The sequence below is a fragment of the Sphingopyxis panaciterrae genome, from assembly GCF_011762125.1.
In the GTDB taxonomy this organism is placed as follows: domain Bacteria; phylum Pseudomonadota; class Alphaproteobacteria; order Sphingomonadales; family Sphingomonadaceae; genus Sphingopyxis; species Sphingopyxis panaciterrae.
This window is the reverse complement of the sequence record NZ_JAASQN010000005.1, coordinates 196792-217776: the sequence shown is the minus strand read 5'-3', so window position 1 is coordinate 217776 and position 20985 is coordinate 196792. Positions and strand designations below refer to the sequence as shown.

Below are 20985 nucleotides of genomic sequence, written 5' to 3'. Positions count from 1 at the left end.
ATTCCGATCCGGCGCTTGCCGGCGGAGTCATCGGCGCGGCGCCTGCCTGCATGGCGATACCGGTCCCGTCTTTGTGCGCTGGCCAGTTCGAACGATCCGGTTCTGCCCTCATCGTCAGGCTAGCCACCTCGCATATGATCGCCATCATGCGAATTGACGGCATATTGTCTCTGCAATGAAACCCCTTTCCGTGAAAAATCAGGCAAGCGACGTTGTCATTATCGGCGCAGGAATTGTCGGCCTGACGCTGGCCGTACGCCTGCATCTCGAGGGCAAGACCGTCTGCCTGATCGACGCGGTCGGGCCGGCAAGCGGGGCGTCTTACGGAAATGCGGGGTTTCTCAGCCGGGGAAGCATATTTCCTCCCGTGTCGCGAAGCGACTTGTGGCGGCTCCCCAAATATCTCCTCGACCCGGCGAGTCCGCTTACCATCCGTCCCGCCTATTTGCCCGACCTCGTGCCATGGGGTATGCGGCTGATCGCGGCGACACGCCCGAAACGACTGGAACAGATTATCGCGGCATTGGCCAGCTTGAGCCGCGACGCCATTTCCAGTTACGCGCCCCTTCTGTCCGCCGCGGCAGCCGAGGAACTGGTCGATGTTCGCGGAAGCCTGATCGTTTGCAGGACGTCCGTCACGCTCGACCAGAAGACGCGGCTGATCCCCGGGTGGCGCGAGAACGGGATTGCGGCCTTCCGTATCGATCGAGCGAAGGCACGCGAGCTCGAACCCGCGTTGAGCGATGACATCGCCGGTGCCATCTACCTTCCCGACAATGGTCGCTGCATCAGCCCGGGCGCGCTCGGTCGTCGCTTCGCGGCCTATCTCGAAGCCAATGGCGGCCGAATGGTCATCGCCAAGGCAAACAGCGTCAGCTCATACAAGGGCTCATGGCTGGTCCAGACATCGGGCGGAAACTTCGAAGCGCCCCAGGTCGTGGTCGCCGCCGGGCGATGGTCCGATGAGCTTCTCGCCCCCTTTGACGTAACGATCCCGCTGGCGTCGGAGCGGGGATATCATCTGATGCTTCCCGAGGCGGGTGTCGAGCTTTCGCGCCCCTGTGTGATGGCGGAGCCATTTTTCGCCGCGACGCCGATGATCGACGGTCTGCGGCTCGCCGGCACGGTCGAGTTCGCACATGCGAATGCGCCGATGAACCCGAAGCGGGCCGACAATCTGTTCGATCTCGCTCGAAGATATCTGCCGGGATTAAGCCGCGAGGGAGCAACCCGCTGGATGGGGGTCAGGCCGTCCTTTCCGGACGCACTTCCAGCGATCGGAGAGGTCAGCGGCAAGGCAGGTCTGTTTTATTCGTTCGGCCATCAGCACGTCGGACTGACGCTTGCGGCCAGTTCAGCGAAGCTTCTCGCCGAGCTCATGCTCAATCGCCGGCCTGGCATCGATCCTGCCCCATTCGACCTTGATCGTTTCTCTCGAGGCCGACAACCCAAGGACATAATATGACCGACATCCAGCGTTTCCGATCCCCCCTTAGCGCTCCGCTTTCGAAAGCGGTCGTCGTCGGCGGATTCCTGTTCCTGTCCGGTCAGACGCCGAAGAATGCGGATCTGACGCCATTACGGGGAAGCATCCAAGAGCAGACGCGTAATGTGATCGAGGCCATCCGAGCCAGCCTTTCCGAATTCGGCGTCGGCCTCGCAACGGTAGTGCGATGCACCTGCTGGCTGTCCGACATCGGGCTGATGAAGGAATTCAACAGCGTATATGAAGAGTATTTCGGTGACGCCTTGCCCGTTCGGAGCACGGTCGAGGCTCGCCTGTCGAACGATGTCGATGTGGAGATCGAAGTGACCTGCTGGATCGGTCAGGCTTGACGGGAGGAGCCGCGAGCAGGCGATCGACTATCTTGTCCGGAACAGCTTCCTGTCGCGCGGCACCCGTGTGTCCGAGGTCGATCGCTATATCGGCATGCCGCGCAGGCGCTGAATTACAAGATCGGCGAACGGGTGATTCACGACTTGCGCCGTGAGGCTGAAGCGGTGATTTCGGCGGCGCCATAGCGGACGCGCCTGCCGGCTCCTATTCCTCTTCGCTATTGCTTCGCCGTTTGAATGGCGTCCGTTTACCCTCGCGGCGCCGCCAAGCGGGTGAACGCGTCCCAGCGGCACGCGGTCGCTTCGGCCGAGTTGCCGCAGCCCGGAATGGGGAGGTAGTGGCGGAACAGCGTGTTTGCTCCGTCCAGCGGTTCGAGGTTCCTCAGCTGGTCCATCGTCTGTGCGCGGTAGAAGGCGCGGACATAGCGGTCGCCCCGGGCGTTGCTGACCAGTTCGAAACCCAGCGCGCTGCCGGGCGGCACTTCGTCGGCGGGGTAGCTCGGCACCTGCCAGTGGAAGTCGAAGAAACCGCCGAGGTCGGCGACATTCGTGTCATGACCGGCGAGCAAGGTCAGCCGCGCCGGGCTGCGGTCGCCGAGCGCATCGACGATTTCGCCGACGATCGGCGCGGCGGCGGCGGCGGCGATGTAGCCGGGGCGGTTCGAATATCGGAATTTGAGCGGGTGGAAGCGCAGCAACTGTTCGATTTCCGGACGGCTGACACGGCCCCAGCCGACCTCCTTCATCGGCTTGCCCTCAAGATATTCGAGCAGGAGGGTCTGGCTGGCCGTCGACCCGACGTCGAGCGGGCCTTCGAGATCGGGACGGTCGTGCGGCTGGGCCACCAGCCGGCTCGGCTCGGCGACGAGCGGGCAGGCGGGGACGGCGCAGTTCAGCACCTTTGCCAGCAGCGTCAATTCGCCGCGATGCCGTTCGGTTTCCGCGGCCAGCCCGCCCTCGGGCGCCTCCGCCAGTGCCGCGTCATAGGCGCGCTTGCCGTCGAACGAGGCGGGGCCGCCGTCGAGGCCGTGAAAGATCGCATCATCGTCGGCGCCCGCCGGATGCGCGACATCGGCGGCGCAGCCGGGCATGAAGCCGGCGGCCCAGCTTTGCGCCGTGTTGATCGTGCGTTCCTTGTAGCTCGCCTTGAGCACGATCGTCCCGGGCACGGGACAGCCGCCGGAAAACAGGCCGCGGTCGCCGAAATAGGCGCGGTCGCTTTCCCCGAGGAGCTTGGCGCCCGCCGCGCCGCGCGGGGTCAGCAGGCCGAAATCGACCGGCCAGGCAGGCCATGTCTCCGACGAATAGCCGGGCGGGACCACCGCCGCCTTCGTCGGCGGGCGGATGCCATGCCGCATCAGCATCACGACCTTTTCGAGCTTCAGCGGTCCGGGCGCGGGCGCCGCGACGTCGGTACCGGGCGCCGGGGCGGCACAGGCCGCCAGCAGCGCGGTCGATAGAAGGAGCATTCGCTTCATATGGCTCTCCCGGGCAGAATAAATTTATCGACATTGCATAATTCAGAAAATATATTTCATCAATGCCCGATGTGGAAGAAATATGCCCGATACGCGATGTCAGCTTGATGTCAGCCGCTCCATGGCAGGAAGGGCGCATGAAACACCTCCTGCTTCTGGCCGCTGCCGCGACCGCTCTCGCCATTGCCGTGCCTTCTGATGCAAAGGACGACAAAGCGGATCAACGCGCCGCCAGCGCCGCGCTGGCGCGGGGTGAAATCCTGCCGATCGCGCGCGTCCTGACGATCGCGACCGAACGCGTTCCGGGCGATGTGCTGAAGGTCAAGCTGGAGCGAGAGACCTTCGGATTCAAATATGAGGTCAAGATCCTGACCGGCGGCGGCCGGGTCCGCGAGGTGGAGGTCGACGCGCGGACCGGCCGGATACTCAAGATCGAGGATGATTGATGCGCGCATTGGTGGTCGAAGACGATCCGGTCGTCGCGTCGGAGCTTGTTCGCGGCATGACCGCGGCGGGGTTCGTCGTCGACCTTGCGGTCAACGGCCAGCAGGCGTGGTTCAATGGCGATGTCGAGGAATATGATATCGCGATCGTCGACCTTGGCCTGCCGCGGCTCGACGGGCTGTCGGTCGTCCGGCGCTGGCGCGAAGCCGGGCGGCGCTTTCCCGTGCTCATCCTGTCGGCGCGCGGCGACTGGACCGACAAGGTCGCCGGAATCGAGGCCGGCGCCGACGACTATATGGCAAAGCCATGGGCGATGGAGGAACTGGTCGCGCGCGTGCGCGGGCTGATCCGGCGCACGGCGGGGCACGCGACCCCGACGTTGCAGCTGGGGCCGCTCCGGATCGATACCCATCGCATGACCGCGATGCTCGACGGGGTGCCGGTCAGGCTGTCGCCGCTCGAATATCGGCTGCTCGGCTATCTCGCGCATCAGGCCGGCCGCGCGGTTCCCGCTACCGAGCTTTCCGACCATCTCTATGGCGATGCCGACACCGAAAATGCCAATGCGATCGAGGCGCTGATCGCGCGGCTGCGGCGCAAGCTGGGCGCCGATACCATCCAGACCCGGCGCGGTTTCGGTTATTTGCTGCCGGCGACAGCCGCGTGACCCGCGGTTCGCTCCGGCTTCGGCTGATAGCGGGCGCGGGGGTGGCGATCGCACTGGCGCTGGTGGTCGCCTGGTTTGCGATGGGTTGGCTGTTCAACGGGCATGTCGAGCGGCGCGTCGAGGACGAACTGCTGGTCCAGGTGCGCCCCCTCCTCGCCGACCTGCAATTGGCGCGCGGCGTTCCCGTTGCCGGCTCCGAACCCGCCGATCCGCGGTTCGCGGTTCCCGCGGGCGGGCTTTACTGGCAGGTATCGACCGCGAAGGGCGCGATCCGTTCGGTGTCGCTCTGGGACAGCCGCCTGCCGCACCCCGTTGCAGCGCCCGCCGGCACTTGGCGCGTCCGCCGTGCCGACGGCCCCTTCGGCCAGCGCCTGTTGCTGATGGAACGTGCCATCCGTCTTCAGCCGCACGAACCGGCGGTGATCGTCCAGCTCGGCTATGACCTCGCCAAGCTGGCGCCGGCGCAGCGCGAGTTCGGCCGCGAGATGGCGCTCTTCCTGGCACTCCTGTGGACGGTGCTGGCGCTCGCGGCATGGGCGCAGGTGGGGCTGGGGCTGCGCCCGCTCCGGCGCGTTGGGCACGAGGTGGAGCGGCTGCGCCGCGACGCTTCGGCGCGCCTCGGCGGCGGCGGCTATCCCCGCGAGCTGGCGCCGCTGACCGAATCGATCGACGCACTGGCCGACGCGCGCGAGGCCGATCTGGTCCGGGCGCGGCGGCGCGCGGCCGACCTCGCGCACGGGCTCAAGACGCCGCTTGCCGCGCTCGCGGTCCAGAGTGCGCGGGCGCGCGAGAGCGGCGAAGTGCTGATCGCGGACGGCCTCGATTCCTCGATCGCAGCGGTGCGGGCGGCGATCGACGGCGAACTGGCGCGGACGCGCATCAGCCTTGTCCCCGAAGGCCGCAGCACCGCGGCGCTGCCGCTGATCGAACGGCTGATCACGGTGATCGAACAGACCGAAGCCGGCGAGCGCGTCGCCTTTTCCCTCGCGTGTGCCAACGACGCCACCCTGCCGCTCGCCGGCGACGATGCGGCCGAACTGCTCGGGCCGCTCCTCGAAAATGCCGCGCGCCATGCCCGGCGGCTCGTCCATGTCGCGGTCGATACGATCGGGGAACAGCGGTTGCTGATCGTCGGTGACGACGGATCCGGGCTCGACACCGCGCAGCGCGACGAGGCGATCCTGCGCGGTGCGCGGCTCGACTCGGCGGACGAAGGTCATGGGCTTGGCCTTGCCATCGCACGCGAACTCGCCGAAGCGACGCGCGGCAAGCTGACCCTTCTGCGGTCGCCGCTCGGCGGGCTCGAGGTCCGGGTGCGCTGGCCGCTATCCGGTTGAAATAGCTGTCAGCGCCACGTCAGCCAGGGTGCTCCACGCCCCGCGGACGCGTGCCTTTGGCGGTCGTTGTGCAAGATATATTCTATTTTGTTTGCAATATAGAATAATTGTGTCATTATCTTCCCCGGAACGAGCGCGACGAGAGAGTCGTGCCGGGGAGGAGAGGCGATACAATGACACGGCGGTTCGCACGGGCGCTTTTGCTTACGACATGTCTGGCGGTTCCGGTAACGGGCGCCTGGGCGCAGGATTCGTCCGATGCAACGGGGCAGGACGACACGATCGTCGTCAGCGGCCGCCGCGCCGCCGACCGCGCCGCGCTCGAATCGAAACGCAACACCGACACCCAGGTCGATCAGGTGCGCGCCGATGACGTAGGCCGCCTGCCCGATCAGAATGTCGCCGAAACGCTTCGTCGCCTGCCGGGGCTCAGCGTCGCCAACGACCAGGGCGAAGGGCGCTATCTGACCGTTCGCGGCGTTTCGCCCGACCTGCTCAACGTCACGCTCAACGGCCAGACCGCGGCGGCGCCCGAACCCGATTCGCGTCAGGTAAAGCTCGACGACATTCCGTCGGCGCTGATCGGCGCGGTCACGGTGTCGAAGACGCTGACCCCCGATATGGATGCCAATGCGATCGCCGGGGCCGCCAATATCGAGACGGTGTCGGCCTTCGACCGGTCGGGCACCTTCGGCAGTCTGCGCGGCGCCTATGGCAAATTCGATCTCAACGGCAAGCATCCCTATGAACTCGATGCGTCGTTCGGTTCGCGCTTCGGCCCCGACCAGCAGTTCGGCGTCGTGCTGGCGCTCAACTATTCGAACCGCGAGTTCGAGGCGCAGAACATCCAGTCGGGGGGCAGCTGGGAAGAGGTCAATGGCCAGTTCGTGCCGCTCGAACAGACGCTGCGCGACTATCATACGCATCGCCAGCGCTATGGCGCGGTGGCGAACTTCGACTGGCGCCCGACCGACAGCGTGAAGACCTATGCGCGCTTCCTCTATTCGAAATATAGGGATACCGAATCGCGCCCGGGCTTCACCATCGAACTCGACGAAGACGAGATCACCAACCAGACCGCGACCAGCGGCGATTTCGCCGAGGCCGAAACCGAACGCGCGCTGCGGTCGCGTGCCGAATCATCGACGACCATCACCACCACCTTGGGCGGCGAATTCGAACTCGGCTCAAGCTGGCTGCGTATCGAGGGCGGCTATACCCGGGCCGACAAGCGCGATCCGCACCGCGACGAAATCTCGTTCAAGGGCGAGGGGGTCACCGGCTCGTACGACCTGTCGGGCAATATCCCGATATTCCGGCCCGACGAGAGCGCCTTCGACCCGGCCAATTACGAGTTCGACGAGACGAGCTACGAGCATCGCCGGGCGCGCGAGACGCTGTATCAGTTGCGCGCCGATTTCCGCACCCCGGTCGCGATCGGTGACGACAGTTCGATCAAGGTCGGCGTCAAATATACCAACCGGCGCAAGACGAACGACGTCGAATCGGTGATCTACGACGGCTACGACGACGACTTCACGCTCGACCAGGTCGAGGGCGCGCCGATCGGCAGCATCTTCAAGGGCCGTTATCCGTTCGGCGCGACGATCAGCCGCCCGAGTGCCGACAAATTCTTCCAGTCCAATCTGGCCGGTTTCGAACTCGACGAAGAAGGCACGGTGGGCGACAGCCTGGCCGGCGACTTCCTGATCCGCGAAAAAATCCTTGCCGCCTATGCCATGGCGACGTTGAAAATAGGCCAATTCACCGCCATTCCCGGCGTCCGCATGGAAAATACCAAGAGCAATTACGCCGCGAAGGCGGTGCTCGATTCATCGACCATCGACGACCTCGACAAGGATTACGACAGCTTCGGTTCGCAAAGCTACACCGACTTTTTCCCGGGGCTGAACCTGCGCTGGGATGCGACGCCGTCGCTGGTCCTGCGCGGCGCGGTGACGCGGGCGATCGGGCGGCCGAACTATGAGCAGCTGGCACCGACGACGATCGTCAATACCGGCGACAACGAAGTCCAGCAGGGCAACCCGAACCTGAAGCCGCTCACTTCGACCAACTATGATCTCGCGGCCGAATATTATATCGGGCGCAAGGGCATCATCAGCATCGCCGGCTTCTACAAGACGATCGCCAACCCGATCTATTCGGCGACGACCGAGCAGGACGGCACCTTCGCCGGGCAGGCGCTGGTCGATGCGCAGGTGACGATGCCGGTCAACGCCGACAGCGCCTTCGTCAAGGGCATCGAAATCAACGCCCAGACCGAACTCAGCTTCCTGCCGTCGCCGCTCAACGGCTTCAGCGTCGGGGGCAGCATCACTTTCGTGAAATCGCGCGCCAAGGGCATTCCGGGGCGCGGCGACGAGCGGTTGCCGCTCGCCAGCCAGTCGAACCGGGTGGCGTCGGCCTTCCTCGCTTATGAAAAGGGCGGCCTGTCGGCGCGCATCGCCTATACCTATCGTTCGGCCTATCTGCTCGAGCCCGGCGAGGACACCGATACCGACAGCTATGTCGGTGCCTTCAACCAATGGGATGCGCGCATCGGCTATGATGTCGTCAGGAATGTGACGATCTTCCTCGAAGGATCGAACCTCAACGACGAGCCCTATCGCATCTTCCAGGGCATCCCGTCGCGCACCGACGAGGTGGAGCGCTACGGCTATTCGGTGAAGACGGGGGTGCAGTTCAAATTCTGACCCTCAGCAGGGAGCACTGGAAACCGGGGCCGGGGAAACCCGGCCCCTTCTGTGTGTGGCGCGGCCGGTGAGAGGGCGGTCGGCCGCGGTTCCTGACCCATGTCATGGCCGTGAAAGCGGCAACGCCGGCGAGGTGACTATTTCTCCACCCCCAGTTCAGTCAGCACGAAGGCGAACTCCTCGGCGTCCTCGCGTAGCGCGCCCCAGCGGCCCGATTTGCCGGCATGGCCCGCGCCCATGTTGGTGCGCAGCAGCAAGGTCGCGTCGTTGGTCCGCGTCGCGCGGAGCTTGGCGACCCATTTGGCGGGCTCCCAATAGGTCACGCGCGGGTCGTTGAGTCCCGCCGACACGAGCATCGGCGGATAGGCCTTCGCGGTGACATTGTCGTAGGGGCTGTAGCTCAGCATATAGTCGAATGCCGCCTTGTCGGTGATCGGATTGCCCCATTCGGGCCATTCGCCGGGGGTCAGCGGCAGCGTTTCGTCGACCATCGTATTGATGACATCGACGAAGGGCACCCCCGCGAGCACCGCGCCCCATAATTCGGGCGCCTCGTTATACACCGCGCCCATCACCTGCCCGCCGGCCGAGCGGCCTTCGATCGAAATCTTGCCCGCGCTGGTATATTTGGCTGCGATCAGCCCCTTGGCGACGTCGATAAAGTCGTTGAACGTGTTTTTGCGATGATCGGTCTTGCCCGCGAGATACCAGGCACGGCCGAGGTCGTCGCCGCCGCGGACATGCGCGATGGCGTAAATCATGCCGCGATCGACAAGGCTCAAACGCGTCGTCGAGAAACCCGGCGGGACGCGATAGCCGTACGAGCCATAGACATAGAGGTGCATCGGCGCGCTGCCGTCGCGCGGCGTGCCCTTCTTGTAGACGAGCGACACCGGGACCGGGGTGCCGTCGCGCGACGGCATGTTCACCAATTCGGTTAGATAGTCGTCATGATTATAACCAGAAGGAATCTCCTGGACCTTCAGCCTCTCGAGCTTGCCGCTTGCCAGATCATAATCGAACACCGTGTCGGGGGTGACCATCGATTCATAATCGAGCCGCAGCTTGTCCTGATGATATTCGGGATTGTCGCCGAGCCCTGCCACATAGGTGGCTTCCGGAAACCGGATCCGGCCTGCGGTCAGCGGTGCGTCATAGTGGCGGACATCGACCTGGTCGACGCCCTTCTCGCGCGATTCGAGGACGAAATAGTCGCGAAAGATCGACAGGCCGGTCAGGTAATTGCTGTCCGATCCGGGGATCAGGGGTTTCCATTCGCCCGGGGTCTTCACGCTCGCGGTCGCGACGCGGAAGTTCGGATGCTCGTCGTTGGTGTAGACATAAAGCGTTCCGTCGCGTTCATCGACGCTATATTCGCGGCCCTTCTCGCGCGCCGACACCAGCTGCATCTTCGCTTCGGGGTTGCCGGCGGGGAGCAGATAGACCTCGCTCGTTTCATTATCGCCCGTCGCGATGATGATATAATTGTCGGCGGCGGTCTTGCCGATCCCGACCCCGAAACCGATGTCGGGCTCCTTGTAGAGCAATTTGTCTTGCGTGACCGGGGTACCGAGCTTGTGCAGCCGGACATTGTCGGTGCGCCAATTCTCGTTCGCGAGGCCATAGAGGATCGCGTCATTGCCCGACGTCCAGACCAGCGATGACAGCGTGCCGGGGATGACGTCGGGCAGATCCTCCCACGTCATCAGATTCTTGAAGCGAACCTCGAAGCGTTCGGAGCCATTATCGTCGAACGAATAGGCCATCAGCCGGCCGTCGGGGCTGATCGACACTTCGGACAGGCGGAAATATTCCTTGCCCTCGGCCATCGCGACCTCGTCGAGGATCAGGACCGGCTCGCCGCCCGCGACCGGCCGCCGGTACCATTTCTTATATTCGGCGCCCTCTTCATATTCGACCCAGTAAATCCAGTCGCCATCCTTCTGCGGCACCGAGGAATCGGCTTCCTTGATCCGGCCCTTCATCTCCTGGAACAAGGTTTCGACCAAGGCTTCATGCGGCTTCATCGCGGTGTCGTACCAGGCGTTTTCGGCCTTCACATAGTCCAGCACATCCGGGTCATCGACCACCGGATAACTTTCGTCCTTCAGCCAGTGATAGGGATCGGACAGCGTCTTGCCGTGCAGCGTCATTTCGTGCGGGCGCCGTTCGGCGACCGGGGCGGCGGGCAGGGCAGGGGGGCTTTGGGTCAATGCGGCGTCTTTCTCTTGGGCGGACAGGGGAAGGGCAGTCAGGGGCGACGATGCGACAAGCGGGGTGGCAATTGCCGCCAGAAACATCCAAATAGCGCGCATCACAAAATCCCCCGCGGTGCCCCTCCCGATGGGCGGTGCCGGGGCGATGTAGTTATAAGGAACGCATCATGTCCAGCCCCGTCCCCGGATCGCCGCATGCCGAACGTCTCGCCCGCGTCCGCGCCGAACTCGCCGCCCGCGGCCTCGACGGTTTCGTCGTGCCGATCAGCGACGAGCATATGAGCGAATATGTCGGCGCCTATGCGCAGCGCATGGCGTGGCTGACCGGCTTCGGCGGTTCGGCCGGGACCGCCGCGGTGCTGCCCGCCAAGGCCGCGGTGTTCGTCGACGGGCGCTATACGGTGCAGGTGCAGGACCAGGTCGACGGATCGCTGTTCGACTATGTCGGCGTGCCGCAGTCGAGCGTCGCCGAATGGTTGGGCAGCCATGTCAGCGCGGGGCAGAAGATCGGCTACGACCCCTGGCTCCACGGCATCGACTGGGCGCGCGCGCTCGAAAAGGCGCTCGCGGCGAAGGGCGCGAGGCTTGTCGCGGTCGATGCCAATCCGCTCGATGCGGCGTGGGACGATCAGCCGGCGCCGAGTGCCGCGCCGGTGACGGTCCATGACACCAGCCTCGCGGGGCAAGCCGCCACCGACAAGCGCGCGATCATCGCCGACTGGCTGAAGGTGAAGGGGCTCGACACGACGGTCATGACCGCGCTCGATTCGGTCGCCTGGACCTTCAACATCCGGGGCGAGGACGTCAGCCACACGCCGGTCGGACTCGCCTTCGCGCTGCTCCACGCCGATGCGACCGCCGACCTGTTCATCGCGCCCGAGAAAATCACCGACGCGGTGCGTGCGCACCTTGGCAACAGCGTGCGGATCCATGATCGCGACGCGTTCGAGGACGCGCTTGCCGGACTGGCGGGGAAAAAGGTCGCGGTCGATCCCGACCGCGCGGTCGCCGCGATCTTCACCGCACTCGAAGCCGCGGGCGCGCGGATCGAGCGTCACCGCGACCCCGCGGTGCTGCCCAAGGCGATCAAGAATGCGGTCGAACTCGGCGGCACGCGCGCCGCGCATGTCCGCGATGGTGTCGCGGTGTCGCGCTTCCTCAAATGGATGGAAGAGGTCGCGCCGCGCGGCGGGCTCGACGAACTTGGCGCGGCGGCAAAGCTGCGGGCTTTTCGTGACGAGAGCGGCGCGCTCAAGGATCTGTCGTTCGACACCATTTCCGCCGCCGGCCCGAACGGGGCGCTGCCGCACTATAAAGTCGACGAAACGACGAACCGCGCGGTCGAGACGGGGACGCTCTATCTGGTCGATTCGGGCGGGCAATATGCCGACGGCACGACCGACATCACGCGCACGATCGCGATCGGAACGCCGACCGCCGAGATGCGCCGGCGCTTCACCCAGGTGCTGAAAGGGCATATCGCGCTGGCGACCGCGCGCTTCCCCACCGGCACGCGCGGCAGCCAGCTCGACATATTGGCGCGCCAGTATCTGTGGGCCGACGGGGTCGATTATGCCCATGGCACCGGCCATGGCGTCGGCACCTATCTGGCGGTCCATGAAGGGCCGCAGCGCATCGCCAAACCCGCGGGCGGGCAGGCGGGAACCGAGGAGGCGCTGCACGCCGGCATGATCCTGTCGAACGAGCCCGGCTATTACAAGGCCGGCAGCTTCGGCATCCGCATCGAGAATCTGGTCATCGTCGTACCGGTGCGCATCGACGGCGCCGAGGAAGATATGCTGGCGTTCGAAACGATCACCTTCGCGCCGATCGCGCGCGATCTGGTCGACGCCGCGCTGCTGTCGCCCGCCGAGGCCGACTGGCTCGACGCCTATCATGCCGCGGTGTTCGACAAGCTGGGCGCGGGTATCGGTGATGCCGATCGCGACTGGCTCGCCGCGGCGTGCGCGCCGATCGATCGCGGCCCCGCCGCGCTCGCGGCCTGACGCGCGTGGACCGCAGCAACTGGGAGGTGCCGCCCGGCGATTTTCGGGTCCACGAGACGGTGCGCGTGCGCTTCAACGAGATCGACGGCCAGAATATCGTCTTCAACGGCAATTATCTGGTCTACGCCGATATCGGGGTAACCGAATATTTCCGGGCGCTCGGCGAAGGGCAGCCCGGTGCCTATTTTCACCAATATGGTACGGACATCCGCGAGGTCCATTGCGAAATAGACTATCACGCCTCCGCCCGCCTCGACGAGCAGATCACCATCGCGGCGCGGGTCAGCCGATTCGGGCGGACGAGTTTCACCGTCCACTGCGGGATCTTCCGCGGCGATGAGCGGCTGACCGATATCGAGATCAGCTATGCGCATATCGACCTCGACAGCGGCGGCGCGACGTCCTTGCCGGGCAGCTTCATCGCCGAAGTGCGGCGATTCGAGAAACGGGTGCCGGTTCAGGACTGAGGTGAGTGCCGGCTTTGGGCTGGGAAACTGCCATGAGCTCCACTCACCTTCGTCATCCCGGGCTTGACCCGGGATCCCGCTTTTTTGAAGGTAGCGCAGGTTTCGACGTCCAGCGGGACCCGGATCAAGCCTGCCCTGAGCCTGTCGAAGGGTCCGGGGTGACGAAAAAGGAAACGTCCACTCCCGGCCGAAAGCGGCCGCTGCTGCAGGGCGATCGTCCCTTGAATGCCGGACCGCGAAGAAACCGAATCGACCCTCTCAACCAAAAAGGTCGAAAAAAAGGGCCGCCCAAGGGCGGCCCGTAAAAGTTTTGGGAGAGGATGCCTAAAAGGCAAGTGTGATATTGCAGTGCACAATGAATTTCGCAACTGCGAAAAGGACATCTGCAATTGCATTTTTTGCAATCGCTGCCTTGGTGAACAACCGCTTCGTGCAATCTTCGGGCCCTCTCGCAAATCGGCGCGACATGCCCTAAATTGGGCGCATGGGAATGTTGAACAATTGGGATGTCGGCGGCGGTATGGCCGATTTCTGGGCTTACATCCGCGAACCCAAGCCGCATCGCTGGGCGGTATGGGGGCTGGCGATCACGCTGCCGGTGCTCATTTTCTACGGCTTTTCCGAATATCTGATCCCTTATGAGAAGCCCAAGCGGCAGATCATCTATTTCGAGAACTGGACCGTGAAGCGCAGCGAGGCCGAGATTCGCGCCGACTGGATCGCGCGTGCGAAGGAAACGACGCGCCAGAACGCCAAGACGCGCGCCGAATATCAGCGGCTCGCCGAAGGCCTGGGGATCGAATATGATTCGACCGAGGCCGACAAGCTGACCCGCGAAACGCTGGGCGAAGCGGGCGCGGCGGCGGCGAAGCAGAAACCCGCGCCGCCACAGGCACGCTCGACGCTTGCCGAACGCGCCGCCCGCGGGTCGCAACCCGCCCAGGTTCCCCAAAACTAGATGCAGCGCCCGCCTCCCGACGCCGACTGGATGGCGGCCGCCATCGCACTGTCGCGGCGCGGGCGACCGGCGTCGACGCCCAATCCCAATGTCGGCTGCCTGATCGTCAAGGACGGCATTGTCACCGCGCGCGGCTGGACCAGGCCGGGCGGCCGCCCGCATGCCGAGGCGATGGCGCTTATGGCGGCTGGCGGCGCGGCGCGCGGCGCCACGGCTTATGTCACGCTCGAACCCTGCGCCCACGCCAGCCCGCGTGGCCCGGCCTGTAGCGACGCCTTGATCGGGGCGGGCATCACGCGCGTCGTGATCGCCGCGCAGGACCCCGACCCGCGCACCGACGGCAAGGGCATCGCGCGGTTGCAGGAGGCCGGGATCGAGGTCGTGTTCAACATGCTGGCCGCCGAGGCGCGCGCCGCGATGGCGCCCTGGTGGATGCGGCGGGCACGCGGCCGGCCCTTTGTGACGCTGAAGCTTGCGACCTCGCTCGACGGTTGTATCGCGCGCGCCGATGGATCGAGCCGCTGGATCACCGGCGCCCGCGCGCGTGCGCATGGCCACCTCGAACGCGCGCAGCATCAAGCGATTCTGGTTGGGCGCGCCACGCTGGAGGCCGATGCGCCGAAACTCGACGTGCGGCTGCCGGGGCTGGCAGATCGCAGCCCGGTCAAGTTGCTGCTCACCCGCGGCACCGCGCCCGAAGGCTGGACCGCTGTTGCCTCGCCGCAAGCGATCGCCGACGTCGATTCGCTCCTCGTCGAAGGCGGTGCGGGCGCGGCGTCGGCCTTCCTTGCTGCCGACCGCGTCGACCGGCTGCTGCTCTATCGCGCGCCGATCCTGATCGGCGGCGGCAAGCCCGCGCTCGGCGACATCGGCCTCGCCGATCTCGCCGATGCGCATGGCCGCTGGCGCCTGCAGGACAGCCGCCTGCTTGGCAGCGACCGGCTCGACGTCTACGAGCGGGCCAGAGAAGGATAAGCGACCCCATGTTCACCGGCATCATCACCGACATCGGCACCATCCGCAGCCGCGAGGATCGCGGCGACGCGCGACTCGTCATCGACACCGCCTATGACGTCGGAACCATCGACATCGGCGCCTCGATCGCCTGCTCGGGCGCCTGCCTGACCGTCGTCGAGAAGGGCGTCGACGAAGGCAGCAACGGTCCCGCCGGCTGGTTCGCGATCGATGCGAGCGCCGAGACGATCGCGCGCACCGCGCCGGGGATGTGGGACGCGGGGCGCCGCCTGAACCTCGAACGCGCGCTCAAGATCGGCGACGAGCTTGGCGGGCATATCGTCACCGGCCATGTCGACGATATCGGCCGCATCGTGTCGGTCGAACCGATCGGCGACAGCGTCACGGTGACCATCGCGGCACCGGCATCGCTTGCGGCGCATATCGCGTCCAAGGGGTCGGTTACCGTCGACGGCGTGTCGCTGACGGTCAACGAGGTCATCGACCAGCCGAATGGCGAGGCGCATTTCACGCTCAACATCATCCCGCACACGCAGGCGATGACGACGCTGGACGAGGCCGCAGCGGATCGTCCGGTGAACCTCGAGATCGACATCCTCGCGCGGTATCTGGCGCGGATGCAGCAAGTGCGGGGATGATGGCAGGCGGTGCGCCCGGCCCGCGTCCGATGCGTTGGCGCCATGCGGTCTGGCTGGCGGCAATTGTCCTTTTTTTACTGAACTTCGTCCGCCACGGCATCGATCTCTCCAGCATCGTGCTCACCGCGATTGTCGTCGCCCTCGGCTTCGCAATCGAACATGTCGAAACACAGACCCGGCGCCCGCTCAAAAATTACCTGCGCGTCGCGCTGGCATCGTTTGCCGTCGGGCTGGTGCTGGTGGCCATGCCGCTGTTGATGGGGTCGGGGATCTGGATCGGCCTGATTCTTTGGTCCGGCCTGTCGAGTGCCGCGCTTTTCTGGTGCATCGCCTACGAGCGCACCGAGCCGCGCTGAACCGACTCAGCCCTCGCCCCACCCCGCCGCGAGTTCGGGGTCAGCCGCCAGCATCGATCGCCGCATCGCCAATCGTCCGATACGCAGCAATTCGGCCTTGCGCCGGGCGGGAGCAAGGTTGCAGCTCGCGGCTTCGCGGACCACCGCGGCGCCATAGCGGTCGGCAACGATCAGCCCCGACGTTTCGCGGCGATAGCCCTCGGTTTCGAGGATCGCGGGGTCGAGCCCCGATGCGAGCGCCCAATAGAAACGGTCGCACCAGTCGCAATAGTCGGGCCATTTGCCGTCACCGTGCAGGTCGGCACGGCTGACCTTGATCTCGACGATCGTGATATTGCCCTTGGCGTCGATCGCGGTGAGGTCGGTGCGCCGTCCGTTGGGCAGCGGCACTTCGGGGATCGCGACCAGCCCTTGCTGCGCGAACAGCCGGCATACCCCGCGCGCGACGTCGGCGGCGGTGATCAGGTCCGTCATTGGTCAAACCGCGCTCAGAACGGGACGTCGTCGTCCAGGTCATCGTCGAAGGGCGGGCGTCCGCCGCCCGAGCTGCCGCCGCCGCCCTGGTTCCAGCCGCCGCCCGAACTGCCGCCTCCGGAGGAGCCGCCGCCGCCCTGATCCCAGCCGCCGCCCGCGGATCCGCCACCCGACGCTGCGCCGCCCTGCGACCAGCTGTCGCCGCCACGCGATCCGCCGCCACCGCCTGGCGCGCCGTCGAGCATGGTCAGCGAACCGCCCATGCCGGCGATCACGATCTCGGTCGTATAGCGGTCGTTGCCGTCGCGGTCCTGCCACTTACGGGTGCGCAGCGAGCCTTCGATATAGACCTTCGAACCCTTTTTCAGATAGCGTTCGACGACGCCGATCAGCCCTTCGCCGTTGATCACGACCTGGTGCCATTCGGTGCGCTCCTTGCGCTCGCCGGTCATCCGGTCCTTCCACTGTTCGGAGGTCGCGATGCGCAGGTTCGCGACCTTGCCGCCGTTCTGGAACGATTTGATTTCGGGATCGGCGCCGAGGTTGCCGATCAAAATTACCTTGTTGACGCTGCCAGCCATCGCCGCTCCGCTCCGCTATAAGTTGGAAGGATCAGCCGAGTCCGAAGGCGACGGCCGTCCAGTAAGTGATACCAGCAGCGGCATAGGCGAGCAGGAACAAATAGCCAACCATGAACATTGGCCATTTCCATCCGTTGGTCTCGCGGCGCGTGATCGCGATCGTCGAAATGCACTGCGGTGCGAAGACGAACCAGGCGAGGAAGGCGAGCGCGGTTGCGATGCTCCATTTGCCCTGCAGCCGCTCGCCCAGCGACTGCGCCATCGCATCCTCGTCGCCGTCGGCGTCGATCGCATTCGCCGTCGCCATCGCCGAAACCGCGACCTCGCGCGCTGCCATCGCGGGGATCAGCGCCAGTGCAATGTCGTGGTTGAACCCGATCGGCTTGACAATGACCTCCAGCCCGCTCGCGATGCGGCCGGCGACGCTATATTCGACCTGGCTTTCGCCGATCGGCGCTTTCGGAAAGCTCAGCAGCAGCCACAGGATCACGGTCGTCATCGCGATGATCGTGCCCGCGCGGCGCAGGAAGATCCACGCGCGCTGCCACAGGCCGAGCAGCAGGTCGCGCCACTGCGGCATCTGGTAACGCGGCATTTCCATCATGAAGCCCGCAGCATCGCCCTTGGCCACCGTGCGGCGGAGCGCGAAGGCGACGAGCAATGCGCCGACGATCCCCGACAGATAGAGGCCGAACAATACCAGCCCCTGCAGCCCGATGTTCGTTCCGCCGACGCCGCGGTCGGGGATGAAGGCGGCGATGATCAGCGCATAGACGGGCAACCGTGCCGAACAGGTCATCAGCGGCGCGATCAGGATTGTCGTCAGCCGGTCCTTGGCGTCGGGGATCGCGCGCGTTGCCATGATTCCCGGCACCGCGCAGGCGAAGCTGGAAAGCAACGGAATGAAACCGCGCCCCGACAGCCCGACCTTCGCCATCAGCCCGTCCATCAGGAACGCGGCGCGGGTCATATAACCCGATGCCTCGAGGAGCAGGATGAAGAGGAAGAGGATCAGGATCTGCGGCAGGAAGACGACGACCGCGCCGACGCCGGCGAGCAGCCCCTCGACCACCAGGTCGCGCAGGAAATTCTCGGGTATCGCGGCGATCACCCACTGCTGCATGACGCCGACCGCGCCTTCGAGCAGGTCGGCGGGCGGCCCGGCCCAGGCATAGACCGCCTGGAACATCACGAACATCAGCGCGAGCAGGATCAGGAAACCCGCGACCGGGTGGAGAACGACCGCATCAACGCGCTGGGTCCAGCGCCGCACCGGGGTTTCGGCGAGCGTCGCCGCGCGCGCGATGGCGCGGGCGCGCTGGTGCAACGACGTGTCGCTGGGCGCTGCCTTGCCCGCCGCGCCCGCTTCGGTGCGCGCGGGTTGCGTCCGGATCGCGCCATCGAGCGCGGCGAGCAGTTCGGCCAATCCGCGCTTTCGTACCGCAACCGTCGGGACCACCGGCACGCCCAGTTCCTTCGACAGCCGTTCGGGATCGAGCGTCAATCCGTCGCGCGTCGCGAGGTCGAGCATGTTGAGCGCGACGACGGTTGGCAGGCCGAGCGCGATGAGTTCGAGCGCGAAGCAGAGATGATTGTCGAGGTTCGCGGCGTCGAGCACGACGACCAGCGCGTCGGGACGCTTTTCGCCGTCCTGGCGGCCCAGGATGACGTCGCGCGTCACCGCCTCGTCGGGGCTCGCGGGGGTCAGGCTGTAGCTGCCGGGCAGGTCGATCAGCGAGATCGGGCGCCCGTCGGCAAAGCTGGCGTGGCCGGCCTTGCGTTCGACGGTGACGCCCGGATAATTGGCGATCTTTTGCCGCGCGCCGGTCAGCGCGTTGAACAGGCTCGATTTTCCGGCATTGGGATTGCCGACGAGGGCGATGGTGGGGATGGCGCCGGTCATGCGCTCTGCCTTTCGGCCTCGGCCGCTTCGACCGCGATCATCGCTGCCTGCCGCGCACGAATGATGACGCGCATCCGCCCGACCGCGAGCGCGAGCGGATCGCGCGAAAAGATGCTGCCGCGGTGCAGCGGGGTTACTTCGACGCCTTCCATCAGGCCGAATTCGCGCAGGCGGCGGCCTTCGTCGTCGGTCATCGCATTCCAGTCGATGCGCGCGATACGCACCGCGACGCCCAACGGCGCCTTATCGAGTAGAGCAGTCATTGCGAGCGATTATCAATAACAGCGGCTTAGCGCCAGTTCTTTATCGAAACCGATCAGCGTCCCGGATAGCGCAGGCGGCCGACGAAGCGCGCGAGGCTTGGCCGTTCGATGCGGCCGGCGGCGCGGCGGTGCTTCCAGCCTTCGAAGCGCATGACCTGGTCGATCCGCCGCGCGAGAAAGGCGCGCGTGTCGGCGAAATTCTCGCTGTCGTCGTTCAGGAACACCGCCATCGTCGCGCCGTAGACCGCGCCGAGGATCGCGCGCTTGCTATAGTGATTATAATCGGTCGCGGTATCGCCCGCGAGGCGCCACATCAGGTCGGCGGCGCGCCAGCCGAGCTTGGCGGCGTGCGGCGCGTTGGCTGGCAACGCCAGCAGCGCAAGCGCGCGGCGCAGCGATTCGCGGGCGGGGGAGATCAGGTCGATCCGCGTCTCGACCAGCATCGTGATGCGCTCGCGGATCTTCAGCGCCCCGAGCCTTTCGGCGGGCCATTTCGCCGCCATGCGCGCGTCGATGTCGGCGAACCACGCGTCGACCATGTCGCGGCCGCCGCCGGTGAAAGCGAGTCGTGCCACATCGGGGTCGACGCCCGCGCGCGCCGCGGCGTCGATCAGTGCGGCGTCGCCGAATCCGTCGAACGCCGCGCTGTCGGCGATCAGCGGCGCCAGCGCGGCGCGAATCTCGTCGAGCGTCGGATCGGCGGGAAGGATGGAAGCCATGGCCATCAGATAGGCCGGGCGGCGCGACTCGGCAACCGTATCAGGATGAGGGCGGCGCCGACCATCATCCCGCCGAAAATATCGACCGGACCCAAGGTCTCGCCAAACACCCACCAGCCGAAGAATGCGGCGACCGCGGGCTGGACGAGCAGGGTCAGCCCGATGACGAGCGGCGAGAAGCGCGGCAGCGACCAGATGATCAGGCCTTGTCCGATAACCTGGCTGGTCAGTGCGAGCAGGATGAGCGGGGTCCAGTCGCGCGGGATCACCGCTTCGCCCAGCGCCAGCGCGACGCCAAGGAGGACGGGCGCGCTGAAGAAGGAGGAGATGCCGAGCGCGGTCCACGGCGCCAGCGTGCCGCGCACGCGCTGCATCAGGATCATGTAGACGGTGTAGAGCACCCCGGCGAGCAGGCTGAGCAGGTCGCCGACCAGATAGTCGGGCGACAGTTCATAGCTTTGCCCCATCAGCAGCGCCGAGCCGGCGAAGGCGAGCAGGATCGCGAGCGCCTGCCAGCCGCGCGGCAGGGTGCGGGTCAGGAAAATGCCCCACATGACGAGCAGCAGGCTGGCGCAATTGCCGAACAATGTCGCATTCGCGACCTTGGTCTGCAGGATACCGAGATGCCAGGCGGCGAGATCGAGCGCGAAGAAGATGCCCGCGGCCGCGGTCACGATCACCGCGCGCCGCGGCGGCGCCCGGCCGCCGCTTTCGCGCCACGCGAACAGCGCGAGCAGCGGCAGCGCGAGAAGGATGCGCCAGAAGGCCGACGCGACGGGGCCGGTGTCGGCGAGGCGGACCAGCATCGCGCCCAGCGACAGCGCGATATTGCCGCTGAGCAGCGCGGCAAAAGCCCAGCGGCCGCCGCGCGTCCCGGCGCCCTGTGCCGCGTCGATGCCGTCCTGCTTCGCTGCCATCTAGATTTTCTTTTGCTACTGACCATTGCCTTGACG

General features: G+C 65.8%; 20 protein-coding genes. 12 read left to right on the top strand and 8 right to left on the bottom strand.

From position 1 onward, the window contains the following. Positions 1-190 precede the first annotated feature (190 nt). Together FHR22_RS17325 and FHR22_RS17320 are read left to right on the top strand one after the other, a co-directional pair. The gene (locus tag FHR22_RS17325; RefSeq protein WP_166944942.1) at positions 191-1465 is read left to right on the top strand and encodes an FAD-dependent oxidoreductase; all 1275 of its coding nucleotides are present in this window, start codon (positions 191-193) and stop codon (positions 1463-1465) included. Then, on the top strand, positions 1462-1836 hold the full coding sequence (locus FHR22_RS17320) for a RidA family protein (RefSeq protein ID WP_166944941.1): 375 nt from the start codon (positions 1462-1464) through the stop codon (positions 1834-1836). Before FHR22_RS17325 ends, FHR22_RS17320 begins: the two co-directional genes overlap by 4 nt. Before the next feature lie 248 nt (positions 1837-2084). Here the strand turns inward: FHR22_RS17320 and FHR22_RS17315 are convergent, their stop codons facing one another. Continuing rightward, positions 2085-3314 carry a histidine-type phosphatase gene (locus tag FHR22_RS17315; RefSeq protein ID WP_166944940.1) on the bottom strand — a complete coding sequence of 410 codons (1230 nt, stop codon included), beginning with the start codon at positions 3312-3314 and terminating at the stop codon, positions 2085-2087. Between the two features lie 137 nt (positions 3315-3451). On the opposite strand from FHR22_RS17315, the gene FHR22_RS17310 reads away from it, so the two are divergent. The 4 genes from FHR22_RS17310 to FHR22_RS17295 all read left to right on the top strand — a co-directional run bounded on the left by FHR22_RS17310 (position 3452) and on the right by FHR22_RS17295 (position 8476). After that, a complete protein-coding gene (locus FHR22_RS17310; RefSeq protein WP_166944939.1) occupies positions 3452-3760 on the top strand; it encodes a PepSY domain-containing protein in 309 nt (102 codons plus the stop codon). After that, positions 3760-4425 (top strand): response regulator transcription factor, encoded by a 666-nt coding sequence (locus tag FHR22_RS17305; RefSeq protein ID WP_166944938.1) that lies wholly within the window; start codon positions 3760-3762, stop codon positions 4423-4425. Before FHR22_RS17310 ends, FHR22_RS17305 begins: the two co-directional genes overlap by 1 nt. 41 nt (positions 4426-4466) lie before the next feature. Continuing rightward, the gene (locus FHR22_RS17300; protein ID WP_208417774.1) at positions 4467-5762 is read left to right on the top strand and encodes an ATP-binding protein; all 1296 of its coding nucleotides are present in this window, start codon (positions 4467-4469) and stop codon (positions 5760-5762) included. Between the two features lie 173 nt (positions 5763-5935). Then, positions 5936-8476: a TonB-dependent receptor gene (locus tag FHR22_RS17295; RefSeq protein ID WP_166944936.1), complete on the top strand. Its 2541-nt coding sequence runs from the start codon at positions 5936-5938 to the stop codon at positions 8474-8476. Between the two features lie 137 nt (positions 8477-8613). Here FHR22_RS17295 and FHR22_RS17290 read toward each other — a convergent pair whose 3' ends face one another. Next, on the bottom strand, positions 8614-10689 hold the full coding sequence (locus FHR22_RS17290; protein WP_166944935.1) for a S9 family peptidase: 2076 nt from the start codon (positions 10687-10689) through the stop codon (positions 8614-8616). A gap of 170 nt (positions 10690-10859) precedes the next feature. Between FHR22_RS17290 and FHR22_RS17285 the strand changes: the two genes are divergently transcribed. The 6 genes from FHR22_RS17285 (at position 10860) to FHR22_RS17260 (ending at position 16092) form a co-directional block, all read left to right on the top strand. Continuing rightward, a complete protein-coding gene (locus FHR22_RS17285) occupies positions 10860-12698 on the top strand; it encodes an aminopeptidase P family protein (protein ID WP_166944934.1) in 1839 nt (612 codons plus the stop codon). 5 nt (positions 12699-12703) lie between these two features. Continuing rightward, positions 12704-13165, top strand: coding sequence for a YbgC/FadM family acyl-CoA thioesterase (locus FHR22_RS17280; protein WP_166944933.1), 462 nt, complete (start codon positions 12704-12706; stop codon positions 13163-13165). A gap of 490 nt (positions 13166-13655) precedes the next feature. Next, a complete protein-coding gene (locus FHR22_RS17275) occupies positions 13656-14123 on the top strand; it encodes a hypothetical protein (protein ID WP_166944932.1) in 468 nt (155 codons plus the stop codon). A gap of 30 nt (positions 14124-14153) precedes the next feature. After that, positions 14154-15098 (top strand): bifunctional diaminohydroxyphosphoribosylaminopyrimidine deaminase/5-amino-6-(5-phosphoribosylamino)uracil reductase RibD, encoded by a 945-nt coding sequence (ribD, locus tag FHR22_RS17270; RefSeq protein WP_166945088.1) that lies wholly within the window; start codon positions 14154-14156, stop codon positions 15096-15098. Between the two features lie 8 nt (positions 15099-15106). Continuing rightward, a complete protein-coding gene (locus tag FHR22_RS17265) occupies positions 15107-15736 on the top strand; it encodes a riboflavin synthase (RefSeq protein ID WP_166944931.1) in 630 nt (209 codons plus the stop codon). Further along, positions 15733-16092: a hypothetical protein gene (locus tag FHR22_RS17260; protein ID WP_166944930.1), complete on the top strand. Its 360-nt coding sequence runs from the start codon at positions 15733-15735 to the stop codon at positions 16090-16092. The genes FHR22_RS17265 and FHR22_RS17260 overlap by 4 nt, the downstream gene beginning before the upstream one ends. A 6-nt stretch (positions 16093-16098) precedes the next feature. Here FHR22_RS17260 and FHR22_RS17255 read toward each other — a convergent pair whose 3' ends face one another. From FHR22_RS17255 to FHR22_RS17230, 6 genes are read right to left on the bottom strand one after another with little or no spacing between them, the layout of a single operon-like run. After that, entirely contained in the window at positions 16099-16566 is a 468-nt protein-coding gene (locus tag FHR22_RS17255) for an MmcB family DNA repair protein (protein WP_166944929.1), read from the bottom strand. 14 nt (positions 16567-16580) lie between these two features. Continuing rightward, positions 16581-17147, bottom strand: coding sequence for a single-stranded DNA-binding protein (ssb, locus tag FHR22_RS17250; RefSeq protein WP_166944928.1), 567 nt, complete (start codon positions 17145-17147; stop codon positions 16581-16583). Between the two features lie 31 nt (positions 17148-17178). Continuing rightward, positions 17179-19050 carry a ferrous iron transporter B gene (gene feoB / locus FHR22_RS17245; protein WP_166944927.1) on the bottom strand — a complete coding sequence of 624 codons (1872 nt, stop codon included), beginning with the start codon at positions 19048-19050 and terminating at the stop codon, positions 17179-17181. Continuing rightward, positions 19047-19313 carry a FeoA family protein gene (locus tag FHR22_RS17240; RefSeq protein WP_166944926.1) on the bottom strand — a complete coding sequence of 89 codons (267 nt, stop codon included), beginning with the start codon at positions 19311-19313 and terminating at the stop codon, positions 19047-19049. Before FHR22_RS17240 ends, feoB begins: the two co-directional genes overlap by 4 nt. Before the next feature lie 53 nt (positions 19314-19366). Then, complete coding sequence (locus FHR22_RS17235) at positions 19367-20038, bottom strand: COQ9 family protein (protein WP_166944925.1); 672 nt, start codon at positions 20036-20038, stop codon at positions 19367-19369. Further along, positions 20038-20949 carry a DMT family transporter gene (locus tag FHR22_RS17230; protein WP_166944924.1) on the bottom strand — a complete coding sequence of 304 codons (912 nt, stop codon included), beginning with the start codon at positions 20947-20949 and terminating at the stop codon, positions 20038-20040. Before FHR22_RS17230 ends, FHR22_RS17235 begins: the two co-directional genes overlap by 1 nt. Positions 20950-20985: the final 36 nt, after the last annotated feature.